The sequence below is a fragment of the Leucobacter chromiireducens subsp. chromiireducens genome, assembly GCF_016758255.1.
GTDB lineage: Bacteria > Actinomycetota > Actinomycetes > Actinomycetales > Microbacteriaceae > Leucobacter > Leucobacter chromiireducens.
Map to the genome: position 1 here is coordinate 106,510 of NZ_QYAD01000001.1, position 26,407 is coordinate 132,916.

A 26,407-nucleotide genomic window follows, 5' to 3' on the forward strand; every position below is an offset into this window, starting at 1 on the left:
AACTTGGAGGCATTCCCATGAGCACGGAAGAGGTGACCATGCCCGATACGGCAGAGAACGGCGAGCAGCGCATCCTCGCCGGGCGCTACGCAATCGGGGAGTTCGTCGGACAGGGTGGCATGGCCACGGTGTACCGAGGGACCGACACGAAGCTGGGCCGCCAGGTTGCCATCAAAGTGATGAAGGCCGAGCTGTCGAGCGACGACCAGTTTCGCGCCCGTTTCCGCCAGGAGGCCCAGTCCGCCTCACGCATGGCACACCCCACCGTGGTGCGTGTGTTTGATGCGGGCGACGACCTGATTCAAACAGCTGACGGCGCGAAGCGCCTGCCCTTCATCGTGATGGAGTACGTCGAGGGCACGAACCTACGCCAGCTCGCGGCCGAGCACAAGCTCTCGCAGGCAGAGGCGTGCCGCATCGTCGACTCCGTGCTCACCGCACTTGAGTACTCGCACCGCGCCGGCATTGTGCACCGCGACATCAAGCCCGCCAACATCATGATCACGAAGAGTGGTCAGGTGAAGGTGATGGACTTCGGTATCGCGCGCGCGGTGTCGGAGACCTCGTCGACGCTGCAGCAGACGACCGCGATCCTCGGCACGGCGGCATACTTCTCACCAGAGCAGGCGAAGGGCGAGGCCATTGATGCCCGCACCGACCTGTACTCCACCGCGGTGCTGCTCTACGAACTTCTCACGGGCGACGTACCGTTCCGCGGCGACAGCGCCGTGGCGGTCGCGTACCAGCACGTCAGCGAGCGGCCGAAGCCCCCGAGTGAGCAGGACCCCGAGATCACGCCCGCGCTCGACCGCGTGGTGCTCTTTGGGCTCGCGAAGGATCGCGCCAAGCGCTTCCAGTCGGCGTCCGAGTTCCGCGAGGCGCTCCGCCTCGCGGCCGACGGGACGATGCCGAAGCTCGATCTCCAGCAGCAGGATGCGGTGCTCTTCTCTGGCGGCGAGGAAGTCTCGGAGTCCGATCTTGCGCTCCGCCAGCTCGCCGAGGGCGGGGGTTCCGCCCGCACCCAGAGCCGGCCTCCCGTCATGTGGACGTGGGCCGCGATCCTCACGGTGGGCGCCGTCATTGTCGCGGTGGTGTTCTGGCTTGTCACGCTCGCTCCGAAGCAGTTCCTGCCCGATGCGTCACGTGAGATTCCGGCGCTCGTCGACATGGAGCGCGGCGAGGCGATCAAGCTGCTCGAGAGCGAGGATCTCATCGCCTCGACCGTCGAGCAGACGGACGATGAGATCGCTGCGGGCAACGTCATCTCAAGCGATCCCGAGCCCGGCACTATGGTCGCCAAGGGCGAGACCGTCACGCTGCACATCTCGACCGGCCCCGAGGACGCGGAGGTGCCCGAGTTCTCGCGCATGTCCCTGGACGAGTATAAGAAGGCCATCACGGACCTCGGTCTCACGGTGGGCGTCGTCACCTCGGTCGATGATCCGGTCGAGGCTGAGAATCGTGTGCTCGGCGTCTCACCTGAGCCCGGCTCGAAGATCGAGTCAGGCAAGAGCGTCGATCTCAAGGTGGCAAGCGGAAAAGTCCTCGTACCCGAGGTCCAGGGCCAGCCGCTCGATGTTGCGAATTCGCAGATCGACGGCTTGGGCCTGAGCGTCACGCAGACGCCCATCAACAGCTGCCCCACGCAGCCCGGCTATCCGATCTTCGAGCAGTCGCTCGCGGGGCAGCAGCCGCAGGGCTCGGCGCTTGAGCTGAAGTACTGCACGGGCTAGCCACGCACCAAATACAGCTGAGGCCGGACACCACTCCAGTGGTGTCCGGCCTCAGCTGTATTCTCGGGCGTTCTCGCGCAGCAGGCCCGGGGCGCTGCGCGTGAAGGCTGTCGTCAGCGCATGAGCGGGGACAGCGAGCGCGCGATCTCCGCGGCGTTGCTCAGTCCGGCTACCGCGAGCCAGTTGCCGAGCTGCTGGTAGCCCCCCTCGGTGAGCACCGACTCCGGGTGGTACTGGACCCCGTAGATCGGCAGCTCGCGGTGGCGGAGCGCCATGATCACGCCGCCGGCCGTCTCCGCGGTGATGGTCAACGCCTCGGGCATCGTGTCGCGCACCACAGCGAGCGAGTGGTACCGCGTCGCGTCGAACTCTTCCGGCACCCCTGCGAAGAAGTGATCATCGCTGTGTCGCACGCGCGACACCTTGCCGTGCATGAGCTCCTCAGCGTGTGTGACGGTGGCGCCCAGCGCCTCAGCGATCGCCTGGTGGCCGAGGCAGACGCCGAGGAGGGGAATGCCCGTCCGCAGCGCGATGCCCACCATCGCGATCGAGACACCCGCCTCAGCCGGTGTCCCTGGCCCCGGGGAGATCAGCACGCCGTCGTACTCGGTAACGAGCTGCTCGAGCTCGCCCGGCGTCAGATCGTCGTTCCGCACCACGCGAGTGGTGGCACCCAGTTGTTGCAGGTAGCCGTTCAGCGTGTATACGAAGCTGTCGTAGTTGTCGATCACCAGGATGTTCGTCATGTGCCAACCGTCACTTCCTGTTCGGGGAGCTGCAAAGCTACCCAGGGGTACACATAGGTGATGAGCGCGTAGACCAGGGCCGCAAGCGCGAGCAGCAGCACGATGACGCGCAGCCACGCGGGGCCCGGGAAGAATCGCCACAGAATGGAGAACATCAGCTCGCGGCTCCCTTCAGTGCGGGGTTGAGTTCGAGGAGCTCGGCCGGTGGGCCGTCAGCGTGCGCCTGGAAGCCCTCAAACACGGAGTAGGCGATCGCGCGCTCGTCGCTGCCCGCCCACTTCGGGTGGCAGGTCGTCAGTGTCATGATCTGGTCGGTTCCGGGCACACCCTCGAGACGCGGGAAAGGACGCAGCACGTCAGTCTCGTTCGGCAGCACGTACTCGATGTCGCGGAAGCGGTAGGTGTACCAGCCGTCGGCGGTCTCGATGAAGAGCGGATCACCCACGCGCAGGTTCATCACCTCGCGGAAGGAGTTGATGAGCGGCCCCGAGCGATGGCCGGCGAGCGCAAAGTTGCCCGGTTCGCCTGGCAGCTGCGTGGTCTCGTAGTGCCCGATTCCCTTTTCATCGAGGTTCAGCACGGTCCACCAATCGGTGGTCTCACCAATTCGGTTCGCGTAGCTGGTACCGAATGCCGGTGCGTGCAGCACGGCGAACACTTCCGCCGCCTCGGGTTTTGCCGGGACGGGCACGCCCTCCGTTTGCAGCGGCCTCGCCTCGGTGCGCCACTTCTCAGAGTCGGCGGCGGAGAGCTGCTCTTGCTTCGCGGTGACCGTCACGCCCGTGTGCCACGGCTGCCACACGATGTACCCGAGCACGCCCAGGCCGGCAACCAGCAACAACTCGCCGATCACCGTGAGGGGGCTGAGCCGTGCCCTGCGGCGTCGGCCGCGCACGCGTCGGGTCTCCGTCATGAAGAACATTCTAGATTGCACACCTGAGACACACACGGGATCGGGATAGAATCGGACGTATGGCAGCAGCTGGCAAAAATGTAAGCAAGCGCGCGTCGGGCGAGCTCGACCGCGAACGTGCGGAGCGCGCTTCCGCACGCAAGGACGCTCCGAACCCGGTGTGGTTCAAGCCCGTGATGTTCGGCTTCATGCTGCTCGGGCTCGTGTGGATCGTGCTGTTCTACATCACGAGCGGCAGCCTGCAGCTGCCCATCCCCGCGCTCGGACAGGGAAACATCTTCGTCGGCTTCGGGCTCGTGCTCGTCGGCTTCCTCATGACGCCGTGGTGGAAGTAACCCGATCCCACTGATCGAATGACACATTTCTTGTCATTAATCACACCGGTGTAATTCGTCCCCAACTGGGGAGGAATCTGTGGATAACTTCCCTTCGATGCACTGACTGAAACACTTCAGGCCCGAATCCCTCGCTGGGGATCCGGGCCTGAAGTGTCTCTTCTCCGCGTTCGACGCTTTAGAAGATTGCGGGCATCACCACGAGGTAGGCGCACGACAGTGCCGCGAGCACGACGCCGAGGCCCACCAGGCCCCAGATCCGAGCCTGACGGCGGCGCGGGCCGCGCGTTGCGAGCAGGACACCCATCGTGGCCGCGCCGACAATCATGCCGCCGAGATGGGCCTGCCACGAGATCGCAGCGCCGGGGATGAGCCCGATGCCGAAGTTGATCGCGAGCAGAACGGCGAGCGAGGTCACGTTGACGCGTGCCGCGCGGAACGCGACGAGCGTCGCCGAGAGCACGCCAAAAATCGCGCCGGACGCTCCCACCGTAGGGATGTTGATGGTCTCGGGCGACAGGTACGCCCAGAACATCACGCCCAGCGAGCCACCGACCCCCGCGAACAGGTAGAGCGTCAGGTACGCCCCGCGCCCAATGGTCTGCTCGAGGTTTCGGCCGAACAACCAGAGCGCATACATGTTGAACAGGATGTGGAACAGGAACCCGGTCGAGTGCGTAAACATCGCCGTGAACATGCGCCAGGGCTCAAAGCCCATTCCCGTCGGCAGCACCGCGTCGGGCAGCGAGTACAGGGGCGCGTACCAGAGGGTACGCGTCACCTCGTCAGCACCGAAGTAGTGGCTGATGAGCTGCAGCACGAACACCACGGCGCACGCGATCATGATGCCGTAGGTCACCGGGGTGTCAGACCCCAAAATCCGCCGTCCCGTGACGCGTGACGCGCGCGCCGCCCGCTTCGCGGTGCTCGGCTGAGTCTGCTTCACGCATTCCGGGCACAGCACGCCCACGGCCGACACCACCTGACAGTCCGGGCAGATGGTGCGGCCGCAGCGCTGGCACAGCGTGAAGCTGTGCACGCGCGGGTGGCGATAGCAGACGTCTTCAGGCCCGTATTGGACGCGCTCGCCGTACGCGGGCCCCGATCCGTTGCTCGCCACTTCGTGCCTTAGGCCGCGACGATGTCGACGCCGGAGATCACGACGTCCTCGACGGGGCGATCCATTGCGCCGGTCTGTACACCCGAGATCGCCTCGACCACGGCCTGCGACGCCTCGTCCGCAACCTCACCGAAGATGGTGTGCTTTCCGGTCAGCCACTCGGGTGCCGTGGTGGTGATGAAGAACTGCGAGCCGTTGGTGCCCGAGAGGCGGCCGGTCATGTCGGGGCGCTTGCCGGCGTTCGCCATTGCAAGCTGGTACTTCCGGTCGAACACGAGCTCGGGGTGGATCTCGTCGTCGAAGTTGTAGCCGGGGCCGCCGGTGCCGGTGCCCGTGGGGTCGCCGCCCTGAATCATGAAGTCGCGGATGATGCGGTGGAAGATGACGCCGTCGTAGAAGCCCTTCTCCGACAGGTCGACGAAGTTCTTCACCGTCTTCGGGGCGTGATCGCCAAAGAGGTTGACGACGATGTCGCCGTGGTTCGTGTGAATGGTCGCTACCGCAGTGTGAATGGTCATAAGCACTAGTGTAGGCGGGCCTCCCGCCAGGAACTGAGCGCGCACCGGGGTTCCTGTGAGGCACAGCTGAGAATCCCAGGCACTCCTGCGCCGGGGCCGCGTTTGACGGGAAGATCGGTGTAGCGTGGAGACAGCGAGCACCCTTGCTTCCCGCCTCGCCAAGCTAGGAGGACCGTAATGAAACTCTCACGCAAGCGCCGCCGCGAACTGCGCAGCCTGCGGGGTGACGCGCAGGAGCTGCTCGATCAGCAGCGCGTCGTACTGAGCCACGCCGGAGATGTACTCTCCCAGGCCGGCCAGCAGGCCAAGCTGCTCAGTGACGAGCACCTCGCACCGCGGATCGAAGGCGCGATCGACGCCGCCCGCCCGACGGTTGACCGCGGTGTTGCTTCGGCCCGCCGCGCAGCCGACAGCGTGCGCCGCGTCACGACCCCGCTCGTGGCGAATGCTCTTGCGCGCACCATTCGCACGCTCGACGAGCTCGACAGCGGCGAGGCTGCTGCCCAGGTGCGCGGCTTCGGCGAGCGCGCTGGTTACCTCGCGCCGCAGAAGAAGAAGCGCCGCGTGGGCGGCTTCGTCGCACTCGGCCTGGGCGTTGCCGCCGCGGCCGGCGTGGGGTACGCACTGTGGCAGGCGTTCCGCACGGACGATGAGCTGTGGGTGGCTCCCGAGCACGATTCAGCTCGCTGAGCCCACGTTCCACACGGAGCGCACGATGAGAGGTGTCGCGATCGGTTCGCCGATCCGGCACCTTTCGCGTTTGCGGTCGCTATTCAGCCGGTGCGCTGGGGGCAGTATCGGCCGGGCTCTGCTGACCGCTCTGCCCTCCGCGACCGCGGCCCCCGCGATTCTGCGGCGGCTTCCCGCCAGACTTGCGCTGACCAGACTTGCTCGGGGCCGAGCGGCTCTGACCCGCTTTGCTCGGACTCGTCTTCCCTGCAGCGGCCTTCCCCTGCCCGGAACGGGCTTGCCCAGTCTTCGCCGGCGCAGCCTTCGCCTGCTTGGCCCCGGACTTCGCCTGGCCTTTCCCTGACCCGTTCGTGGGTCGTCGCCCGATTCCGGCCATCCGCAGCGCTGTCTGCACGAGCGAGAGCGTGCGCAGCTTCCCGAGTTCACGGATGGGCACCCACCGCGCCTCGTCGGAGGATCCATCCACCTCGTGCTGCAGCGGCCCGTCTTTCACCGTCGCTCGGTAGACGATGCGAATGGTGTGCAATTCGGGATCGGTCCCCTCGGGCACCTCTTCACGCACCATCACGCGCGAGTCCACACCGAGCAGCTTCCCGACCTTCGCTTCAAGCCCGGTCTCCTCGAGCACCTCACGCACCACCGCGTCGCGCGGATCCTCGCCGGCTTCCAACCCGCCGCCCGGCAGCGTCCACCCGTGGAGATGGCCACGTCGCCAGTGGGTGAGCAGAATCTTCCCGCGCCGCTCTACCACCGCGTAGGCGGCCACTCGAAGATCCATGGCACCGAGCCTAGCCTGTCGCGCCGTGAGCGCCCCGGTGGCGCTCCGCAGCGCGGGCGATGGCGACGGTCTGTGCTCGCCACCCCACCAGCCACCGCTCGAGCCGGTCATACGCGTCGGCGCGTGGGGCCGGAGCTGAGAGAAATAGGTCGTGCAATCCACCACTCACACGATCAACGGTCACACTGGGCCCGAGCCGGAGCGCGGCACGCGCCACCGCCTCGACATCGAGCACTGTGTCCGCACGCGTGAGATCCTCGCTCCACCGAAGTGGCGCGATCGAGCGTTCAGAAAGCAGTACCTGGATCGGGATCGGGATCCCCAAGCCCTTGCTCACGCGCTCATGGCCCGCGAGGATTGCTCGCAGCCATCCCGCCGACATTGTGTGGCTACGTTCGGGCCGCCACTCGAGATTGAGGTGAGCAAGTTCGTCCGCCGGCCCAACCTCCCGCTGCGCACGCATGTAGTACCCGGCATCGATCTGTGGCGCCATCTCTTTCGGCGTCATCCGGGCACTCAGGCTGACAAGGGGCGCGATCGCTTGCCGCCCCGCGGTGGCCAGCTGAAACTCGAGCCAGGGGCTGTTCAACACAAGCGCCGCCGCTGCGCCGGGGTGACGCGCGGCCCAGAGGCTCAGAACCAAGCCGCCCGTGGAGTGGCCGAGGAGCACGAGCTCGCGCTCGGGGCCCTCCTCAGCGATGCACGCAACCGCCTGGTCGATCTCGGCGTCGTAGTCTTCGAGATGTTCGATGTAGCCCGGCGTCTGCCCGGGGCGGAGGCTTCGCCCATACTTGCGCAGGTCGAGCGCGTAGAAGCGGGCGCCGCGGCTCGTCCAGAAGTGTGCCAGCTCGGTCTGGAAGAAGTAGTCCGACCAACCGTGGACGTAGAGCACGTCCACGCCGTCGAGCTGGGGCGCGTGCCCGCGAATCCGTTCCCAGAGACTCAGTGGCTCAGGCAGGCACCGCACGAGCGTTGCGCAGAGCGGACCTTCTTCGTCCGCACCGAGATCGAGCTCGGTGCAAGAAAACCCTGCACCGAGCACATCCCCGCGCCATTCCGTCATGCTCGTAGTCTAGGACGCGCTCCGCAGTGTGAGGTCGCCAGCCGAGATGTTCGCCGTAATTGTGTGCGGCGAGGTTGGCGAGGTGCGCAGGCGATTGGTGATGTCGCCCAGTGTCACCGTCGTGTCCACGTGGTACTCGGCGTCCGGCAGTGTCAACGTCACGGATCCAAGGCTGGTTTCGACGTTCACGGCATCGGGTGCGGCCCCGCGGAGCGTCGCGTCAGCATCCCCCATCGACACCTCGAAGTCCGCGGTGCGCACGCCGCTCAGTTCGCCCACGAACTCGCCAACGCCGACGGTCACGTCGAGTGAGCGCGCAGCACCGTTGAGCTCCGCGCGGCCCGCCCCGATCTCGACCTCCACGTCGCCGAAACTGCCCTCCGCGGTGACCTGGCCTGCCGCGAGCTGAATATCGGCATCGAGAGGCTGGGTGCGGTACGCCTCGGGCAATGTGAGGGTAATCGAGCTCGAGCCGATACGGCGTTCCGGCGGGCAGAAGCCAAACCAGCAGCTGCCCGCTCCGACACGGTCTGGGGTGTCGAGCACGAGGGCTCCCCCATCGCGACGCAGCTTCACGCGGTCAGCCTGCGCCCCGCGGACAGTGAGCTCCGCGTCCACAACGTCGCCGTAGGCGAGCGTAAAGTCCGCGGCACCGATGTGCAGCTCAAGCTCGGTGATCCCGCGCGCAGAGGCCGCTGTAGCGCCCTGCTGATCGCTTCCACGGTTCCACACGACCGCGGACGCCGCTGAGGCGCCGACGGCGAGAAGCGCCGCGCCGCCGAGCACGGCCGTGACGATCGCTACAGGGCCCGTGCCGCGGCGACGAGGCCCCCTGGGGCCCTGAGGCGGGAGATCACCCGCCGGAGCGGTGTACGGTGCGGCTCCGGGCTGCGTGGGCTGAGGGTTCGGCATGGTGGTCATCGGGTGGCTCCCGTCTGGGGCGGTGTGTTGGGCTGCGGTGGCACCGCGCCCGTGCTTTCAAGGTGCGCAATCGCGGCGAGCACTCGGCGGTTGCCGAACTCGTCCGGCTCGAGGCCGAGCTTCTGGAAGATTGCGGTGATGTGTTTCTCGACGCTTGCCTCCGAAAGGAAGAGCAGCGCCGCAATGGCCTGATTCGAGCGTCCTTCGGCGAGGGCGGCGAGCACCGTGCGCTCGCGGTCAGTGAGCGCGCTCATGCGGTCATCTCGTCCTCGCCGCGTGAGCAGCTGCGCGACCACTTCCGGGTCGAGCACCGTCGCCCCGTGCGCGATTCGATCGACCGCGTCGATGAACTCAGCCACATCGGCCACGCGGTCTTTCAGGAGGTACCCGAAGGCACCGCCCTGCGCAGCAATGAGTTCGCTCGCGTAGCGCTCCTCGACGTACTGCGAGAGCACGAGCACTGGGAGCTGGGGGTGCTCCGCGCGGAGCGCGCGCGCCAGCCGGATCCCCTCGTCGGTGAAGGTCGGGGGCAACCGCACATCGAGGATGCAGAGCTCGGGATCCTCGGTGCGCACCGCTTCGGGGACCCCCTCCGTGGTGGGGTGTGCCGCGACGACAGTGTGTCCGGAGTGCTCGAGCAATCGCACGAGCCCCTCGCGCAGCAGAACGGAGTCTTCGCAGATCAGGATGCGCATGGGACGCTCACCTCCAGTGCCGTGGGCCCGCCCTGCGGGCTGTCGAGTCGAATGGTGCCGCCGGCCGCGACCACGCGGTTCGAGATCCCGTCGAGTCCCCCGCCGGGCAGCACGCGTGCGCCGCCAATGCCGTTGTCCTCGACTCGAGCCCAAAGCGTGCCGCCGTCGCGCAGGCGCACCGTCACGCGGCACTCGCTCGCCCGCGAGTGCTTCGCCGCGTTCGTGAGCGATTCGGCGATCACGAAGTAGACGGCGGTCTCGGCCTCCTTCGTGCAGCGCCCGTCCAGACGCACGTCGAGCAGCACGGGGATGTGCGATCGGCCGGCGAGCGCGGAGAGTGCCGCGTCGAGCCCACGATCGTCGAGCACGGAGGCGTGGATGCCGCGTGCCAGTTGCCGTAGTTCTGTGATTGCCGCCTTCGTCGAGGTGTGCGCCTCTGCGATGAGCGCCTTTGCCTCATCCGGGTTCGCATCGATCTGCTGCTGAGCGAGCCCGAGCGTCATGCCGACCGACACGAGTCGCGGCTGAACGCCGTCGTGCAGATCCCGCTCAATGCGTGTCCGCTCCACCTCTGCGGCGCGCACTGCGCCCGCCCGCTGTCTGGCCGAGGTCTGCGCATCTGAGGTGAGCTGCTGGGTGCGCGCGCCGGAACGAATAATCGCCACCGTGATGGCACGGTGCAGCAGCGCAAGCCCGATGATTCCCGCAGCGCCAAAGAGCACCACCAGCAGTGCCCAGAAGGGCGACGTCTGCTCGTCGAAGAGCCCGAACAGTGTGCCCAGCGCGGGATCCGGGGCGCCGATTCCCCCGAAGAGCCCCGAGGCAGCGTTGATCCCGGCCCAAATGGTGCTCTGCGCGAGCACGAGCGCCACGGTACCGAGCACTGTCGCGCTCATGAAGCTGCCGAGCGCCTGCCACATTCGGCCGTCGCAGAACTGCGCCCACAGCCCGCGCAGGTACCCACCAAAGCCGGGACCCCGTGCCGAGACGGGGCGAAGTGCTGGGACATCGAGTGCGTACAACCCTGCCACTCGCTCGATCTCGAACCAACCAACGCCGTACATTGCGTAGACCAGGGCGACGAGCATTACGAGGCCGATGCCCAAGACGATCGCGGTCGCAACGCCCACACTGGCAAGCCCCAGCAGGATCGTGAAGACGATCCACCCCCCGATGCCGAGCGCGGCGAGGTGGAGAATCGTGAGGGCGAGGCGCAACGGAGGACGTGATGCCGATGCGGGCGTGGCGGGCTGTGCGCTTGCTGCTTGTGCACCTGCCGCGGTGTGGGCCGCTGGGGCCGAAGAACTGCTCATGCTTCTCAGTTTGGCCCCTCGGGCGGCGTCTGCCCACCCGGCCGACCAGACAGCTCGGTTCGGGGTTTCCCTACCCGGGTCCGTGGTTCGGAGACCCCGGAAACGCAAATCACCCCCGGGCATTGCCCGGGGGTGATTTCTGGCCGTGGATCCTGGGAGAATCGAACTCCCGACATCCTGCTTGCAAAGCAGGCACTCTACCAACTGAGTTAAGGACCCGTTTCGATCAACATTATCATGCAAATCGGTGGGGCTACCAGGACTTGAACCTGGGACCTCTTCATTATCAGTGAAGCGCTCTAACCACCTGAGCTATAGCCCCTCGACCAGAAAATAACTTTACCGGAAGAGAAACGAAAGTTGAAATCCAGTTCGCATTTCGGGCGCGTTGCGCGGAATTTCGCGGCATTTGGGCCCCGGTCCCCCGGGCGACACACCCGGGAAACGGGAAGGGCACCGGTCCCCCAACCGAGTCTTATCCTCGGTGGGCCGGTGCCCCGTTTCTGCTTCTGAAGCGCGTTTAGTTGCTCGTGAAACCGAGCTGGAAACCACCCAGTACGCGCACCAGCAGGTTGTAGACCAGCGAGGCGATCGCGCCAAGCGCGGTGCCGACGATCACGTTCAGAATCCCGACAACCACCGAGAGCCCCAGCACCTGCGGGAACCCAATGATCTTCATGAGGCTCTTGTCCTCACCCACGATGTCCATGAAGAGCGAATCAACCTGGCTGAACACACCCGTCTGCAGCAGGACCGTGTACACGAGTATCGTCGCGACGATGCCCACGATGGCGAAGCAGATGGACACCAGGAAGGAGAACTTCACCGCAGACCAGAAGTCGACGTAGACGAGCTTCAGTCGGACCTGCTTTGCAGGAGCCTTCTTGCGGGTCTTCTTGGCCAGCTTGTCGGCAACAGTATTACTCATTCAGGTCTTCCTCGTTTTCCGCGGTCTCGGCGCCCGGTGCTTCGGACTCAGCGTCGTCGAGCCCGCGTTCCGAATTTCGCGCGATGCCAATAATACGGTCCGCCTCTGGGAATCGTGCAAACACGACGCCCATTGTGTTCCGACCCTTTGCGGGAACCTCGGACACGTTCGACCGCACGACCTTGCCGCTTGCAAGCACGACCAAGACCTCGTCCGCCTCGTCCACGATCAGCGCACCCACGAGATCGCCACGGTTCTCATCAAGCTTTGCAACCTTGATGCCGAAGCCGCCGCGCTGCTGCACGCGGTACTCGTTCGCGGCGGTGCGCTTCGCGTAGCCGCCCTCAGTCACGACGAACACGAACCCGCCCTCGTCGCTCACGCGGGAGGCAGAGAGCAGCGCGTCATCATCGCGGAAGTTCATGCCGCGAACGCCGCTCGTGGAGCGACCCATGGGACGAAGAGCCTGATCAGAGGCAGTAAATCGAACGGACATGCCGTGTCGTGAGACCAGCAGCACATCATCATCCGCCTCAGCGATCAGCGCAGAAACAAGTTCATCGCCGTCGCGAAGCTTGATCGCGATGATGCCGCCCGTACGATTCGTGTCGTACTCCCCGAGCGCAGTCTTCTTGACGAGCCCGTCACGGGTTGCAAGAAGGAGGTAACCACTCTCGAAGTCACGCACATCGAGAATCTGCGTGACGGTCTCATCGGGAGCCAGGGCGAGCAGGTTCGCCAGGTGCTGGCCCTTTGCGTCGCGCCCGCCCTCAGGAATTTCGTACGTCTTCGCGCGGTACACCCGCCCCGTGTTCGTGAAGAACAGCAGCCAGTGGTGGGTGGTCGTCACGAAGAAGTGCTCGACAATGTCGTCTGCGCGCAGCTGCGCACCCTTGACACCCTTGCCGCCGCGGTGCTGCGAGCGGTAGTTGTCGATCCGCGTACGCTTCACGTAGCCACCGCGGGTGACCGTCACCACCATCTCCTCTTCGGGGATGAGGTCTTCCATCGACATGTCGCCATCAAACCCGTGCAGGATCGTCGAGCGCCGCTCATCGCCGAACTTGTCAACGAGCTCACTGAGCTCCGTGACAATGATGCTGCGCTGCTCAGTCGGCGATGCCAGGATCCCCTGGTACTCCGCAATCTGGGCCTCGAGCTTCGCAGCGAGGTCCAGGATCTTCTGCCGTTCCATTGCCGCGAGGCGGCGAAGCTGCAGTCCGAGGATCGCGTCGGCCTGGATCTGGTCGACATCGAGGAGCTGCATGAGCCCTTCGCGTGCTTCCTCCACGGTCGGCGAACGCCGGATCAGCGCGATGACCTCGTCGAGCGCGTCGAGCGCTTTCAGGTAGCCGCGCTGGATGTGTGCCTCGGCTTCGGCCTTCCGCAGGCGGTACTCCGTGCGGCGAACAATAACCTCAACCTGGTGCTTTGCCCAGGCGGTGATGAACCCGTCAAGCGACAGCGTGCGCGGCACACCATCGACAATCGCGAGCATGTTCGCGCCGAAGTTTTCCTGCAGCTGCGTGTGCTTGTAGAGGTTGTTCAACACAACCTTCGGAATGGCATCGCGCTTGAGCACGATCACCAGACGCTGACCCGTACGACCACTCGTCTCATCGCGGATATCCGCGATGCCCTGCACCTTGTTTTCCTTGACGAGGTCGGCGATCTTGACCGCGAGGTTGTCCGGGTTCACCTGGTACGGGAGCTCCGTCACCACGAGGCAGGTACGGCCCTGGATTTCCTCAATGTTGACCACTGCTCGCATTGTGATCGAGCCGCGGCCGGTCCGGTAGGCCTCGCGAATACCCTTCGTACCCAGGATCTGTGCCCCGGTCGGGAAGTCTGGTCCGTGCACGCGCTCCATGAGCGCTTCAAGCAACTCCTCTCGCGTTGCGTCGGGGTGCTCAAGGTGCCAGATCGCTCCCTCAGAAACCTCACGAAGGTTGTGGGGAGGGATGTTCGTGGCCATGCCCACTGCAATACCCACGGAGCCGTTGACAAGCAAGTTTGGGAAACGGCTCGTGAGAACCGTCGGTTCCTGCGTTCGCCCATCGTAGTTGTCCTGGAAATTGACGGTGTCCTCGTCGATATCGCGCACCATCTCCATGGCGAGCGGGGACATCTTGGTCTCGGTGTATCGGTGAGCTGCGGCACCGTCGTTGCCGGGTGAGCCGAAGTTTCCCTGTCCCAATGCAAGCGGGTATCGAAGCGACCACGGCTGCACGAGGCGCACCAACGAGTCGTAGACCGCGCTGTCGCCATGCGGATGGAACTGGCCCATCACGTCTCCGATGACACGCGTGCACTTCGAGAACGCCTTGTCCGGGCGGTATCCCCCGTCGTACATCGTGTAGATGACGCGGCGGTGCACGGGCTTGAGGCCGTCACGCACATCGGGCAGCGCACGGCCCACGATCACGCTCATGGCGTAGTCGAGGTACGAGCGCTGCATCTCGAGCTGCAGATCGACCTGATCGATCCGTCCGTGAACGGCGTGCTCTTCCGGCTGGGTCTCGTCGGTCACGGGATCGGTCTCCGGGGTCTGATTCTCAGATGTCAAGGAATCGCACATCCTTCGCGTTCTGCTGGATAAACGAGCGGCGTGCTTCGACGTCTTCCCCCATCAGGGTGGCAAAGATCTCGTCAGCAGCGGCCGCGTCTTCCATGGTGACCTGCAGCAGTGTGCGGGTCTCGGGGTTCATCGTGGTGTCCCACAGCTCTTCGTGGTTCATCTCGCCCAGGCCCTTATAGCGCTGCACGCCACTCTCCTTCATGAGGCGTCGACCGTTCTCGGCGCCTGCTGCGAGTCGTTCGTCGCGCTCATCATCGCTGTACACGTACTCGTGATCGGCGTTTGTCCACTTGATCCGGTACAGCGGTGGCTGAGCGAGGTACACGTAGCCAAGATCAATGAGCGGACGCATGTAGCGGAAGAGCAGCGTGAGGAGCAGCGTCGTGATGTGCTGTCCATCAACGTCAGCATCGGCCATGAGCACGATCTTGTGGTACCGAACTTTTTCGGGATCGAACTCTTCGCCGATGCCGGCACCAAATGCCGTGATCATTGCCTGCACTTCGGCGTTGTTGAGCGCACGATCGAGACGAGCCTTCTCAACGTTCAGGATCTTTCCGCGCAGCGGCAGGATCGCCTGGGTGTGAGGATTACGGCCGGTTTTCGCGGAACCACCTGCGGAGTCGCCCTCCACGATGAAGATCTCGGAGATCGTGGGATCCTTGCTGGTGCAATCGGAAAGCTTGCCGGGCATGCCCCCGGACTCCAGCACGCTCTTGCGTCGTGCGGTCTCGCGAGCCTTTCGCGCGGCGAGTCGAGCGGTGGCCGCCTGAATCGCCTTCCGGATAATGTCCTTGGCCGGGCCAGGGTTCCGCTCGAGCCAGTCCCCCAGCTGATCACCCACTACCTTCTGCACAAAGGCCTTCGCCTCGGTGTTTCCGAGCTTCGTCTTCGTCTGGCCCTCGAACTGCGGTTCTCCCAGCTTTACTGAGATGACTGCGGTGAGGCCCTCACGCACGTCGTCGCCCGAGAGGTTGTCGTCCTTCTCGCGAAGAATGTTCTTGTCGCGCGCGTAGCGGTTCACCAGCGTGGTGAGCGCCGCACGGAAACCCTCTTCGTGGGTGCCGCCCTCGTGGGTGTTGATCGTGTTGGCGTAGGTGTGCACGCTCTCGGTGTACGCATCCGTCCACTGCATCGCGATCTCTACCGCGATCTTGCGCTCTGTGTCTTCCGAGTCGAACGAAATGATCTCTTCGTGGACCAGGGTGGCGCGCTTCGCTGAGTTCAGATGCTCGACGTAGTCCTCGATGCCCTTTTCATACAGGAACTCATCGTGGGGAGCGGCCGGAATCACGAGCTCGCCGTCGGCGTTCTCGACCGCTTCCTGCGGGCGCTCGTCAGTCAGTGTGATTTTGAGGCCCTTGTTCAGGAAGGCCATCTGCTGGAAACGAGTACGCAGCGTCTGGTAGTCGAAGTCGACCGTCTCGAAGATCTCGGCGCTCGGCCAGAAACTAATCGTGGTGCCGGTTTCCTCGGTGGGTTCGCCCTGCGCCAACGGCGCGTCGGGAACGCTCCCCGTAAACGACATGTTCCACGTGAAACCTTGACGCTTCACCGCGACAGCAAATCGCGTTGAGAGGGCGTTCACTACCGAGGATCCGACGCCGTGGAGGCCGCCCGAAACCGCGTACCCGCCGCCGCCAAACTTTCCGCCGGCGTGCAGCACCGTGAGTACGACCTCGACGGTCGAGCGCCCCTCGGTGGGGTGAGGGTCGACAGGAATACCGCGACCATTGTCGATGACCCGGACACCACCGTCCGGGAGAATCGTCACGTTGATCGTGTCGCAGTATCCTGCGAGCGCCTCATCAACGGAGTTGTCAACGATCTCGTACACCAGGTGGTGCAGGCCCCGGGGGCCAGTCGAGCCGATGTACATGCCAGGACGCTTGCGAACCGCTTCGAGGCCCTCAAGCACCTGAATTGCGCCGGCGCCGTACTCTTCCGCGGCTGCGGCCTGTTCTGAACTCATGCCTGTGAATGATCCTTTTCTTGGCGTCTCAGAGCGTCGTTTGACCCCAGATACTTCCGCACACCAGTCTATCAAGAATCCCGCGTCGGAGCCGGGATTCTGGGCCGGTGGGGTGGGGTTTTCCTGCGGGATCGCCCCTTTGCTAGTTGTGCCTCGCAGAGGAAGGTGGTCGCCTAGCCGTACGTGTCCCTCGGGCCACGGCCCGGGACGGTCCGCGGTCCGTGACGCCAGCTCGGAGCGCCTGGAGCAAGGAAACGAATATCGCGAACTTCTGCACCGGGGTACTCCCGGAGGAGCCGCGTAAGCATCTCCGCGCGAAGGCGGCGAAGCTCAGTTGCCCAGGTGGTCGAATCGCACTGAATCTGAAGGACGCCGTGAGAGATTCCCATCACCGTCGTGTGCTCAGCGGTCGCCGCCCCGGCAAACTCCGGCCACTCCCCCATAATCCGAGCCTGCTCGAGCTCAAGACTCCACCCCATCTCGCCGGCCATGGTGGAGAGTACATCCCCGAGTGCCCGTGGGTCTCGGCCAATTCCGAAGGCCTGCCCCCCGGGACCATCTGCAGCAATCCGCTGGCGCCGGCGGACTGGCCGCCCGCGCCAGACTGACTTGGCGCGGAGGTATGCCTCGCTCGCGAAACCGAGCTCTGAGCCCTGCTGCATCAGGCACCTCCCGCGGGGCCGGCCTCGACAATCTCGCCGGCCTTGATATGAATCCGGTGCCAGGATACGTCGTCTGGGACGTCACTTTCCACCGCCGCGGTCACAATTACTTGCTCGTAGTCCTGGACAGCGCTCATCAGCCTCTCCCGGCGGCGCGCGTCAAGCTCGGCGAAGACATCATCCAGAATGATGACCGGATCCCCCGCAGGCGATTCTTCGCGGAGGAGTCCTGCGAGGGCGAGCTTGAGCGAGAGCGCAAAAGACCAGGATTCGCCATGGCTGGCGTACCCCTTGACTGGAAGATCGTTGAGGCCGAGAAGCAGGTCGTCGCGGTGCGGTCCGACAAGTGTGACTCCGCGCTCAATCTCTTTGGAGTGCACCTTCTCGAGCGCGGTGCGGATCTCGGCCGTGAGTGTTTCACGTGAAACGGTAGCGAGTTCAGCCATCGAGGGTGTTTCACGTGAAACACCCTCCTGCACCACGTCTCGGACAGATTCGCTCAGCTGCAAGCTTGGTCGATGATCCTGCTCGACGAGCGATGCGTAGCTGGTGTCAAGAATGGGCTGTAGATCTCGCGCGAGTTCGCGTCTCGCCAGCATGATCTGCGCGCCGAAGTTCGCGAGCTGTTCGTCCCACACTTCAAGCGCCGCGCTCGGTGGGCCACTTCGCCCGCGCGACGACTTCAGCAGCGCGGTGCGCTGGCGCACCACTCGTTCATAGTCAGAAAGAGCGCCCGCAGCCACCGGGTGGCGGAGAACGAGAGATTCATCGAGGAAGCGGCGCCGTAAGGATGGCTCTCCACGAACGATTGTGAGGTCTTCCGGTGCAAACAACACGGCTGCGAACCAGCGAGTTACCTCTCGCGGGCGACTCACATTTCGATTGACCTGTGCGCGGTTCGGCCGGTCGCGATTGATCTGGAGCTCAAGCAACACTTCCCGATCGACAGCGATGACGCGGAGTCGCGCGATCGCGGATTCTGCCCCCGCACGAACAAGTGCGGCATCCCCCGTGACACGATGAGAACGCAGCGAGGCAAAGTAACCGATCGCCTCGACGAGGTTGGTCTTGCCCTGACCATTGCGGCCAACGATCAAGTTCGGGCCGGGTTCGAGCGCGAGCTCAGCGGTGCGGTAGTTTCGAAAATCGCCGAGCGAGAGATGTGCAACCCGCACCGCTCCCCCGTTTCCTAGCGCAACAGCAGGTTGGGCTGGAGGAGATACTTGAAGCTCTCCTCGTCTACCTCGTCCTTGCTGCGCTGACTCGTGATCAGCACGGGACCCGGCTTGCCCGGGTTGTCCGTGCGCGTGAATGCAATTCGCGCATACTCGGAATGAGTTGAACGCAGACCATCAAGCAGGAACTGGGGCTTCAGCGACACCACCATCTCCTCTCCGACCAGGTGAGCGTCCACGGTCTCGACCGCCTGAGCGGACTCGGTTCCGGCCGCCTCAAGCGTCACCGTTCCCTCAGCAAAAGAGAATCGAAGCGCTGCCTCGCGCTCGAGCACTAGACCCACACGACCCACTGCTTCAACGAGCTCGGCGGTGTTCGCCACTGCGTAGTTGTCAACGCTCTCCGGGAAAAGCCGTCCGACCGGCGGATAGTTGCCCTTGATGAGCAGCGACGTGACCGTCTTGGTGCCCCCGGTGAAGGCGATGAGCTCGCGTTCGCCGTCCTTGATGATGGAAACGTTGACCTGGCCGTCACCCGAGAAGGTCTTGCCGACTTCGGTGACGATCTTCGAGGGAACCAGAGCGGAGAGCGCGTCTTGATCACCCGCGTGTTCCCAGTCGATTCCACGGGTAGCCACGCGGTACCGGTCGGTCGCGGTCAGTGTCAACGAGTTCTCGCTGATTTCGAACTGTACGCCCGTGATCACGGGGGTGACGTCGTCCTTCGAAGCTGCAAGAGAGACCTGCGCAATAGCGTCCGAAAAAACGTCAGCAGGTACGGCGCCCGAGACTGCGTCGACGCGGGGAATCTGCGGGTACTCCTCAACCGGCATTGCCGGGAGGCTGAATGACGCCGAGCCACACCGAACTTCGACGCGGCTCTCGAGGAGAGTGACCTCGACGTCGGCGTGCGGAAGTCGCTGCGCGATCTCGCTCAGCAACCGACCAGAAACAAGTGCTCGACCGGCCTCAGTGACCTGCGCAAGAACGCTCGTGCGAGCAGAAACTTCGTAGTCAAAAGAAGAGACGGTGAGGCTTTCACCTTCAGCCTCGATGAGTGCACCACTGAGCAGTGGCTGCGTCGGACGCTGCGGAAGCAATTTCACCGCAAACGAAACGGCCTCACTAAAGACATCACGGTTAACGGTGAATCGCATGGGGATGCTCCTTCCGCCCGTGAGCGTGGCTGAGTCGATGGGCTTCACAATCTTTGCACACTCCGCGAGGAGGAGCATCCAAAGGGCGTGTCACGCCACTTTGAGCCCCGCTCGATCGCGTGATCGAGTTTGTGACAAAAAATAAGAGAAATTGTTAACAGTGTTAACGGCTGTGGATTGTGTGGATAAGTCACAACTTCTTTGGCGGCCACAGGGAACTACAGCTGTGTCACTTGTTGGCAGGCTTGGGATAGATCCACTTCCGCGGAGTGACAAGAAAGTTGTGAGACGGAGTCCCACTCACAGGCCTGTGGATTTCTTCCACAGAAACGCGCGAGTTCTCCCCAGCTATCCACAGATCTTGTCACAGCTGTGGATAACTCGTCTCACCGCGTGCCCTGTTTGATGCGCGTGGTGAGCTCGGTCACCTGGTTGTAGATTGAACGACGTTCAGCAATGAGCTGCGAGATCTTCTTGTGCGCGTACATGACCGTTGTGTGATCGCGCCCTCCGAAGAGCTGACCGATCTTCGGAAGCGACAGCGGGGTGAGCTCGCGGCACAGGTACATCGCGATCTGGCGCGCGGTGGCGATCTGCTGGGCACGCGTGGGTCCGTACAGATCATCAACCGAGAGATCGAAGTACTCCGCCGTGCGGCTAATGATGTCCGAGGGCTGTACCTCGTTGTCGGCGTCAAGGGTGATGAGATCCTTGAGCACGGTGTGGACCAGCGCCATGTCGATCCGCTGCTGATTCAGGCTCGCGTACGCGGTGACCCGGATGAGGGTGCCCTCGAGCTCGCGAATGTTCGAGGAGAACTTGCTCGCGATGAACTCAAGGATGTTGTGGTCGATTTCGAGGTTCTCGCGCTGCGCCTTCTTCCGAAGGATCGCGATACGTGTTTCGAGGTCAGGCGCCTGGATATCGGTGAGCAGACCCCACTCGAAGCGAGAGAGCATGCGCTCCTCGAAGCCCCGCAGTTGCTTTGGCTGCACATCGCTGGTGATGACCACCTGCTTGTTGTGGTCGTGCAGGGTATTGAACGTGTGGAAGAAGGCTTCCTGAGTCTCCACCTTGTCTTCGAGGAACTGGATGTCGTCCACGAGCAAGATGTCCACGCTGCGGTACCGCGCGTGGAAAGCGGCACCCTGGTTGTTCGCGATCGAGTTGATGAAGTCGTTCGTGAAGTCCTCGGAGCTCACATAGCGCACGCGCACCTCGGGGAAGAGCTCCCGGGCGTAGTGCCCGATTGCGTGCAGCAGGTGAGTCTTACCGAGCCCCGAATCACCGTAGATGAAGAGCGGGTTGTACGCGCGTGCGGGTGCCTCGGCAACGGCAACCGCAGCAGCGTGTGCAAAGCGGTTTGACTGGCCGATCACAAAGCTGTCGAAGCGGTACTTCTCGTTGAGTCGACTATCCCCGGGATCATCCCCGCCGTGCCGCCCACGCGGCTCGTGTACGGGGCGAGTCGGTTCGGGGCGAGCGCTCGGCTCGTCGAACGGGGCGACCGGCGCGGCAGCCGCAGGCGCCTCCGCAACCGGCTCAGGGTCAAGAGAGGGGTGTGCGTCCTCATCGACGATTACCACGAAATTCTGGATCTCCTGTGCGTCGGGGATCGCGGCAATCGCCGTCATGATCGCCGGGCGCAGTCGGTTTTCAAGGAGCTTGAGGGTGAACTCGAGCTGCACCGCGAGGTAGAGGGTGCCGGCCGCAATACCGCGGGGCAGGGCGAGCGCCAGCTGTGCGCCGACAGCGGGACCGACAGCAGGGTCGGCCATCACAGCCTGGGTCACGCGGTCCCAGACCTCTTGTACTTCGTCCTCAGTCACGCAAATACCCGGCTCGTTCGTAGTGGTGGTTGAACGATGTTATACCCAGGCTTATCCACAGAAGGTGAACCAAAACTCGGGGGAATTTCGGCGATCTTGTCGCCGAAAAGACATCTGCGCCCACGTTAGTCACAGATTTGTCCACAGGCAAGTCCCCGCCTTATCCACACACCCCAAACGCGAAAATCGGGCTGCCCGGGCACGAAAATGTCTGATCCTTTTGACGATCGCGCAGATTCGGCGTAAGGTGAATACCTTGTATGGGCGAACTGTCGCCCAACCCAGATTCGACTTCCTCGACGACACTGAGCTTCGGGGATCAGTTCCATAAGTCACGGAGTCTTCAATGAGCAAGCGCACTTTCCAGCCCAACAACCGCCGCCGCGCCAAGGTGCACGGCTTCCGCGCCCGCATGCGTACCCGCGCGGGTCGTGCGATCGTTGCCGCTCGTCGCGGCAAGGGCCGCTCCAAGCTCACCGCGTAATTCCCCGACCCGGGGTCACTATGCCTGCCAAACGGCACCGCGTTACCCGGGGAGATGATTACCGACGGGTCGTTCGATCCGGCTACCGCGTGGGTGGTGCGTTGTGCATCACCCACGCGGTTTTGCGTGCACCGGGCGAGCCGGCTCGCTTCGGCTTCATCGTCTCGAAGGCAGTGGGCAACGCCGTCACTCGAAATCTCGTGCGTCGTCGATTGAAAACAATCGCGGAGCGCAGAATCGCCGCAGGCTTCACCTCCGTCGACGCGGTGTTCCGCGCGCTCCCCGCGATCGCCACCGCACCGTACGCAGAGCTCGAAGCGGCTGTTGATCGAGCGCTTGACCGGGTGGAGCGAACACTGCTCACGCCAGCGGAGTCACCGTGAAACGCGTGCTCTTCGAGGTGTGGTTCCTCCCCCGCAATATCGCGATCGGGATCATGCACCTCTATCGGCGCTTCATCTCCCCGCTCTACGGGCAGGTGTGCAGGTATTATCCATCGTGTTCCCGGTACGCTGTGGAGGCGTACCAACTGCGCGGATTCCTTGTCGGAACCGTGCTTACGGGATGGCGGCTGCTGCGCTGCAACCCCTTCACGCCCGGCGGGATCGACGACGTTCCCAGCCGGAAGAAACAGAACTTTGTGATTAACTCGCGCGGCTTCGTCCGCCCCATCGAGCGAAAGGCCTAACGCGGTGGATTTCTTCGAGACCATACTCTGGCCCCTCCGCTGGCTCGTCGAGCTGGTACTGGCCGTCTGGCATCAGGCACTCACCTGGCTCGGGATGGAGCCCGCCTCCGGTGTCACCTGGGTGCTCTCCATCATTGGCCTGGTGATCGTGGTGCGCTCGGCGCTCATCCCCGTGACCGTGCGCCAGATCAAGTCTCAGCGTCGCATGATGGACCTTGCGCCCGAGATGAAGAAGGTCCAGGACAAGTACAAGGGCAAGAAGGACCAGTTCTCGCGTGAGGCCATGAGCCGCGAGACCATGGCACTGTACAAGAAGCACGGGACGAACCCGTTCTCCTCGTGCCTGCCGATCCTGATCCAGATGCCCGTGTTCTTCTCGCTGTTCTACGTGCTGCGTCACGCAGCCGAGAACAAGACGGGTATCGGCTTCATGAATGCTGCGCTGACGCAGAGCTTCAACGAGGCCTCGATCTTCGGTGCGCCGCTCAAGCAGAACTTCACGCAGGGCTGGGAGAGCGGCAACTGGACCGTGGTGATCCTCCTCGGCGTCATCGTGATCCTCATGATCGCCTCGCAGTTCTTCACGCAGCTGCAGATCATGTCGAAGAACGTCTCCGACGAGACGAAGGCTTCGCCGATGTACCGCCAGCAGCGCATCCTGCTCTACATCATCCCCTTCGCGTTCCTGTTCTCGGGCGTCACTTTCCCGCTCGCACTGAACGTGTACTGGTTCACCTCGAACGTCTGGACCATGGGCCAGCAGTTCATCGTTATCCGCAACATGCCCACCCCCGGCAGTGAGGCATGGCGTGCGCGTCAGGCCCGCCTGAAGGCCAAGGGCAAGCTCACCGACGATGAGGTTCGCGCACTCGACGCACAGACCCCGTCGAAGGCAGAGGGCCAGCGCCAGCAGCCGATGAGCTCGAAGCGCGCGAAGAAGAAGGGGAAGTGATCCCTGTGACTTCAGAACAGAACACTCCCGCAGCGGAGACCGAGAACCTGACGCTCGAGGAGCTTGAGGCTGACGGCGATCTCGCCGCAGACTACATCGAGGGCTTGCTCGACATCGCGGACCTCGACGGCGATATTGATATCGACGTCGCGAATGGTCGCGCCTACGTTTCGGTGACGGGAGGCGGCGAGCAGCTTGACCGCTTGGCCGTCCCGGACACAGTGCAGGCGCTTCAGGACCTCACGCGTCTCGCCGTGCAGGCGAAGACCGGGCGCTTCTCGCGACTCATCATCGACATCGGCGGATCGCGCGATGCGCGTGCGATCGAGCTCAAGCGCATGGTGGATGCCGCAGTCGCACAGATTGCAGCTGGACGCGACAGCGTTGAGCTTGAGCCAATGTCCTCGTACGAGCGCAAGCTCGTACACGACGACGTTGCCGGGCGAGGATACTTCTCCGAGTCCCGCGGCGAGGGTCGGGATCGCCGGCTCGTGATCAGCCGCGCCTAGCGCGAGCACACTCGTTTCACGTGAAACGCGCGGAGGACGCAGAATGACCGAAGTGACCGAGCTGGAACTCGAGCCCGCAGCGGCCGCCGAGATCGCGGGAGACCGAATTGACGTGCTGCGTGCCTTCGCCGACGACCTCGCCGCACGAGGCGAAGAGCTTGGCCTCATTGGCCCGCTGGAGCTCCCCCGACTGTGGACGCGGCATCTCCTCAACAGTGCCGTTCTCGCGCCGCTGATCCGCGCAGGCGGACGCGTGGCGGACATCGGCACCGGCGGCGGAATGCCCGGGCTCGTGCTTGCGATCGTGCGACCGGACGCTGATTTTCTGTTCATCGAGCCGATGGAGCGCCGTTGCCTCTGGCTGAACGAGCAGATTGAGCGGCTCGGGCTCGAGAACGCAGAGGTGAAGCGGGGGCGCGCCGAGGAGTTTCACGACGCCTTCGAGGTCGACCAGGTGACCGCGCGTGCGGTGACCGCGCTGCGCAAGTTGGTCCCCATCACCGCTCCCCTGCTGCGTGCAGACGGTGAGATGCTGTTCCTCAAGGGGAACTCTGTGGAGGCTGAGATCGACGCTGCAGCGAAGGTGCTGCGCAAGCATCGCCTCACGGATATCCGGGTGGAAGAGCTTGGCGTCGGGCAGCTTGCCGAAACGACGCGAGTATTTCGGGCTAAAATTGGGAGTCATGGCTGATACGGAGAAGTCACTCGTCGGCGACCACCTCGTCGACAAGGTCAGGCGACGGCGCAAGCTCGCCGAGACCGTCTCCCCGCTGCCCGACGCGCCGCGCATCATCACGGTGTCGAATCAAAAAGGTGGCGTCGGAAAGACCACCACGACGGTGAACCTCGCCTCGGCGCTCGCGCGTCGAGGCGCGCGCGTCCTCGTCATCGATCTCGACCCACAGGGCAATGCGTCGACCGCGCTCGGTGTGCAGCACCGCCCAGAGGTGACGAGTGTGTACGACGTGCTGCTCGGCGACAGCACCCTCGACGACGCGCTTCAGCAGACCACTGACCACGAGAATCTGTGGTGCGTGCCTTCCACGATCAACCTCGCGGGCGCTGAGATCGAGCTCGTTTCGCTCGTTGCCCGCGAACAGCGGCTCCGCACCGCACTGCAGGCGTTCTTGCAGGAGGCCGCTGAGCCTTACCACTACGTGTTCATCGATTGTCCTCCCTCGCTCGGCCTCCTCACGGTCAACGCCTTCGTCGCCGCTGACGAGGTGCTGATCCCGATCCAGTGCGAGTACTACGCGCTTGAAGGACTCAGCCAGCTGCTTGGCAACATCCAGCTCATCCAGAAGCACTTGAACCCCGGGCTGCGGGTGTCGACGATCTTGCTCACCATGTACGACGCACGCACGAACCTGGCGCAGGAGGTCGCGCGTGAGGTGCGATCGCACTTCCCAGAGCAGGTATTGAATGCGGTGATTCCCCGTTCGGTGCGTATCTCTGAAGCACCGAGCTACGGGCAGACCGTGCACGCGTACGATGGCGCCTCGATCGGCGCGCTCGCGTACCTCGAGGCCGCAGCGGAGATCGCGGAGCGTGGTGTGGGAGCTGGTATTTCCATGGAAGGGCGCGACTAGTGGCGACGAAGAAGCGGGGCGGCCTCGGCCGCGGGATTGGGGCCCTCATCCCCCAGGCACCAACGACGGGCGAGCGTCCCGTCGACGTGTTCTTCCCGGCGAGCACCGCGGGCGCGGAGCAGCCTGAGTCCGCGGAGGCCACGACGGCCACCGCGCCGGAGACCGAAGCCGCCGCGGCTCCCGTGAGCACGGGCGACGCGGAAGAGCAGCTGCAGGCAGTTCCAGGCGCGCGCCTGACGCGATTGGAACTGAGCGAGATCACCCCGAATCGGGTACAGCCTCGCACCGAGTTCGACGAGGACGCACTTGCAGAGCTCACCCACTCCGTCAAGGAGTTCGGCGTATTCCAGCCGATTGTCGTGCGCGAAATCGAGCCGGCACCCAAGCGCGGACCCCGCTACGAGATCATCATGGGTGAGCGCCGTTTCCGCGCCTCGAAGCGCGCCGGCCTTGACTCGATTCCGGCCATCGTCCGGAGCACCGCAGACGAGCACATGCTTCGTGACGCACTGCTCGAGAACCTGCACCGTGCTGAGCTGAATCCTCTTGAAGAGGCCTCGGCCTACCAGCAGCTCCTCTCGGACTTCGGCATTACGCAGGAGCAGCTCGCAGAGCGAATCGGTCGCTCGCGGCCACAGATCTCGAACACGATCCGACTGCTGCGTCTCCCCGAGCCCGTGCAGGCCCGGGTCGCCGCCGGCGTGCTTTCGGCCGGCCACGCGCGCGCAATTCTTTCGCACGTGGGCGACGCGGAGTCGATGCAGCGGCTCGCCGACAAGATCGTCGACGAGGGACTCTCCGTGCGCGCGGCGGAGGCCGCGGCTGCCGAGGGGCCCCAGCGCAAGGTCGCGAAGCCTCGTGCAGGCGGCGTGCAGGCTCAGCTCGGTGAAATTGCTGACCGCCTGGGCGATCGCTTCGACACTCGTGTCGCGGTGAAGCTGGGCGCCAAGAAGGGGCAGATCGTCATCGATTTTGCGACGATCGCCGACCTGAAGCGCATCCTCTCGGAGCTCGGGGATCCCGGCTTCAGCTAAGCTCTCTCGGACGCGGTGTGATTGA

28 protein-coding genes and 2 tRNA genes are annotated in these 26,407 nt (G+C 64.2%); 11 read left to right on the top strand and 19 right to left on the bottom strand.

The window, feature by feature from the left end:
- Positions 1–17: 17 nt before the first annotated feature.
- Positions 18–1,733, top strand: coding sequence for a Stk1 family PASTA domain-containing Ser/Thr kinase (gene pknB / locus D3226_RS00495; RefSeq protein ID WP_202380493.1), 1,716 nt, complete (start codon positions 18–20; stop codon positions 1,731–1,733).
- Between the two features lie 113 nt (positions 1,734–1,846).
- Here the strand turns inward: pknB and D3226_RS00500 are convergent, their stop codons facing one another.
- Genes D3226_RS00500 through D3226_RS00510 form a run of 3 tightly spaced genes read right to left on the bottom strand, consistent with a single transcriptional unit; the run spans position 1,847 to position 3,392 of the window.
- On the bottom strand, positions 1,847–2,479 hold the full coding sequence (locus D3226_RS00500) for an anthranilate synthase component II (protein WP_202380494.1): 633 nt from the start codon (positions 2,477–2,479) through the stop codon (positions 1,847–1,849).
- Positions 2,476–2,634, bottom strand: coding sequence for a hypothetical protein (locus D3226_RS00505; protein ID WP_202380495.1), 159 nt, complete (start codon positions 2,632–2,634; stop codon positions 2,476–2,478). The genes D3226_RS00500 and D3226_RS00505 overlap by 4 nt, the downstream gene beginning before the upstream one ends.
- A complete protein-coding gene (locus tag D3226_RS00510; RefSeq protein ID WP_202380496.1) occupies positions 2,634–3,392 on the bottom strand; it encodes a class E sortase in 759 nt (252 codons plus the stop codon). The genes D3226_RS00505 and D3226_RS00510 overlap by 1 nt, the downstream gene beginning before the upstream one ends.
- A 59-nt stretch (positions 3,393–3,451) precedes the next feature.
- On the opposite strand from D3226_RS00510, the gene D3226_RS00515 reads away from it, so the two are divergent.
- Complete coding sequence (locus D3226_RS00515) at positions 3,452–3,727, top strand: cell division protein CrgA (RefSeq protein WP_202380497.1); 276 nt, start codon at positions 3,452–3,454, stop codon at positions 3,725–3,727.
- A 178-nt stretch (positions 3,728–3,905) separates the two neighbouring features.
- Here D3226_RS00515 and D3226_RS00520 read toward each other — a convergent pair whose 3' ends face one another.
- Positions 3,906–4,847, bottom strand: coding sequence for a rhomboid family intramembrane serine protease (locus D3226_RS00520; protein ID WP_202380498.1), 942 nt, complete (start codon positions 4,845–4,847; stop codon positions 3,906–3,908).
- An 8-nt stretch (positions 4,848–4,855) separates the two neighbouring features.
- Positions 4,856–5,365: a peptidylprolyl isomerase gene (locus D3226_RS00525; RefSeq protein ID WP_202380499.1), complete on the bottom strand. Its 510-nt coding sequence runs from the start codon at positions 5,363–5,365 to the stop codon at positions 4,856–4,858.
- 177 nt (positions 5,366–5,542) lie between these two features.
- On the opposite strand from D3226_RS00525, the gene D3226_RS00530 reads away from it, so the two are divergent.
- A complete protein-coding gene (locus D3226_RS00530; RefSeq protein WP_202380500.1) occupies positions 5,543–6,055 on the top strand; it encodes a DNA/RNA helicase in 513 nt (170 codons plus the stop codon).
- 79 nt (positions 6,056–6,134) lie between these two features.
- Here D3226_RS00530 and D3226_RS14965 read toward each other — a convergent pair whose 3' ends face one another.
- The 14 genes from D3226_RS14965 to dnaA all read right to left on the bottom strand — a co-directional run bounded on the left by D3226_RS14965 (position 6,135) and on the right by dnaA (position 21,075).
- On the bottom strand, positions 6,135–6,833 hold the full coding sequence (locus D3226_RS14965) for an NUDIX hydrolase (RefSeq protein ID WP_337248854.1): 699 nt from the start codon (positions 6,831–6,833) through the stop codon (positions 6,135–6,137).
- Between the two features lie 10 nt (positions 6,834–6,843).
- Entirely contained in the window at positions 6,844–7,896 is a 1,053-nt protein-coding gene (locus D3226_RS00540; protein WP_202380501.1) for an alpha/beta hydrolase, read from the bottom strand.
- A 9-nt stretch (positions 7,897–7,905) separates the two neighbouring features.
- Positions 7,906–8,817, bottom strand: coding sequence for a DUF4097 family beta strand repeat-containing protein (locus D3226_RS00545; protein WP_202380502.1), 912 nt, complete (start codon positions 8,815–8,817; stop codon positions 7,906–7,908).
- Positions 8,814–9,512 carry a response regulator transcription factor gene (locus tag D3226_RS00550; protein ID WP_202380503.1) on the bottom strand — a complete coding sequence of 233 codons (699 nt, stop codon included), beginning with the start codon at positions 9,510–9,512 and terminating at the stop codon, positions 8,814–8,816. Before D3226_RS00550 ends, D3226_RS00545 begins: the two co-directional genes overlap by 4 nt.
- Positions 9,500–10,825 (bottom strand): sensor histidine kinase, encoded by a 1,326-nt coding sequence (locus D3226_RS00555; protein ID WP_202380504.1) that lies wholly within the window; start codon positions 10,823–10,825, stop codon positions 9,500–9,502. The genes D3226_RS00550 and D3226_RS00555 overlap by 13 nt, the downstream gene beginning before the upstream one ends.
- Before the next feature lie 146 nt (positions 10,826–10,971).
- A tRNA-Ala gene (locus D3226_RS00560) sits at positions 10,972–11,044 on the bottom strand.
- Between the two features lie 29 nt (positions 11,045–11,073).
- Positions 11,074–11,147 (bottom strand) — tRNA-Ile (locus D3226_RS00565).
- Positions 11,148–11,345: 198 nt separating this feature from the next.
- Positions 11,346–11,753, bottom strand: a complete 408-nt coding sequence (locus D3226_RS00570) for a DUF3566 domain-containing protein (protein ID WP_202380505.1) — start codon at positions 11,751–11,753, stop codon at positions 11,346–11,348.
- The gene (gene gyrA / locus D3226_RS00575; RefSeq protein ID WP_237462161.1) at positions 11,746–14,331 is read right to left on the bottom strand and encodes a DNA gyrase subunit A; all 2,586 of its coding nucleotides are present in this window, start codon (positions 14,329–14,331) and stop codon (positions 11,746–11,748) included. The genes D3226_RS00570 and gyrA overlap by 8 nt, the downstream gene beginning before the upstream one ends.
- Positions 14,309–16,303: a DNA topoisomerase (ATP-hydrolyzing) subunit B gene (gene gyrB, locus D3226_RS00580; RefSeq protein WP_202380506.1), complete on the bottom strand. Its 1,995-nt coding sequence runs from the start codon at positions 16,301–16,303 to the stop codon at positions 14,309–14,311. The genes gyrA and gyrB overlap by 23 nt, the downstream gene beginning before the upstream one ends.
- A 173-nt stretch (positions 16,304–16,476) precedes the next feature.
- Complete coding sequence (locus tag D3226_RS00585; RefSeq protein WP_202380507.1) at positions 16,477–16,965, bottom strand: DciA family protein; 489 nt, start codon at positions 16,963–16,965, stop codon at positions 16,477–16,479.
- Positions 16,965–18,140 carry a DNA replication/repair protein RecF gene (gene recF, locus D3226_RS00590; RefSeq protein ID WP_202380508.1) on the bottom strand — a complete coding sequence of 392 codons (1,176 nt, stop codon included), beginning with the start codon at positions 18,138–18,140 and terminating at the stop codon, positions 16,965–16,967. The genes D3226_RS00585 and recF overlap by 1 nt, the downstream gene beginning before the upstream one ends.
- Positions 18,141–18,154: 14 nt before the next feature.
- Positions 18,155–19,297 carry a DNA polymerase III subunit beta gene (gene dnaN / locus D3226_RS00595; protein WP_202380509.1) on the bottom strand — a complete coding sequence of 381 codons (1,143 nt, stop codon included), beginning with the start codon at positions 19,295–19,297 and terminating at the stop codon, positions 18,155–18,157.
- Between the two features lie 386 nt (positions 19,298–19,683).
- Positions 19,684–21,075: a chromosomal replication initiator protein DnaA gene (gene dnaA, locus D3226_RS00600; RefSeq protein WP_237462275.1), complete on the bottom strand. Its 1,392-nt coding sequence runs from the start codon at positions 21,073–21,075 to the stop codon at positions 19,684–19,686.
- A 397-nt stretch (positions 21,076–21,472) separates the two neighbouring features.
- Here dnaA and rpmH point away from each other — a divergent pair, with 397 nt between their 5' ends.
- From rpmH to D3226_RS00640, 8 genes are read left to right on the top strand one after another with little or no spacing between them, the layout of a single operon-like run.
- Positions 21,473–21,610 carry a 50S ribosomal protein L34 gene (rpmH, locus tag D3226_RS00605; protein ID WP_010155609.1) on the top strand — a complete coding sequence of 46 codons (138 nt, stop codon included), beginning with the start codon at positions 21,473–21,475 and terminating at the stop codon, positions 21,608–21,610.
- A gap of 20 nt (positions 21,611–21,630) precedes the next feature.
- A complete protein-coding gene (rnpA, locus tag D3226_RS00610; RefSeq protein WP_202380511.1) occupies positions 21,631–21,993 on the top strand; it encodes a ribonuclease P protein component in 363 nt (120 codons plus the stop codon).
- Positions 21,990–22,298, top strand: a complete 309-nt coding sequence (yidD, locus tag D3226_RS00615; protein WP_202380512.1) for a membrane protein insertion efficiency factor YidD — start codon at positions 21,990–21,992, stop codon at positions 22,296–22,298. The genes rnpA and yidD overlap by 4 nt, the downstream gene beginning before the upstream one ends.
- Before the next feature lie 4 nt (positions 22,299–22,302).
- Positions 22,303–23,250, top strand: coding sequence for a membrane protein insertase YidC (yidC, locus tag D3226_RS00620; RefSeq protein WP_202380513.1), 948 nt, complete (start codon positions 22,303–22,305; stop codon positions 23,248–23,250).
- On the top strand, positions 23,250–23,759 hold the full coding sequence (locus D3226_RS00625) for a R3H domain-containing nucleic acid-binding protein (RefSeq protein WP_202381463.1): 510 nt from the start codon (positions 23,250–23,252) through the stop codon (positions 23,757–23,759). The genes yidC and D3226_RS00625 overlap by 1 nt, the downstream gene beginning before the upstream one ends.
- 43 nt (positions 23,760–23,802) lie before the next feature.
- A complete protein-coding gene (gene rsmG, locus D3226_RS00630) occupies positions 23,803–24,450 on the top strand; it encodes a 16S rRNA (guanine(527)-N(7))-methyltransferase RsmG (protein ID WP_202380514.1) in 648 nt (215 codons plus the stop codon).
- Entirely contained in the window at positions 24,443–25,348 is a 906-nt protein-coding gene (locus tag D3226_RS00635; RefSeq protein ID WP_237462163.1) for a ParA family protein, read from the top strand. The genes rsmG and D3226_RS00635 overlap by 8 nt, the downstream gene beginning before the upstream one ends.
- A complete protein-coding gene (locus D3226_RS00640; protein WP_202380515.1) occupies positions 25,348–26,382 on the top strand; it encodes a ParB/RepB/Spo0J family partition protein in 1,035 nt (344 codons plus the stop codon). The genes D3226_RS00635 and D3226_RS00640 overlap by 1 nt, the downstream gene beginning before the upstream one ends.
- Positions 26,383–26,407: the final 25 nt, after the last annotated feature.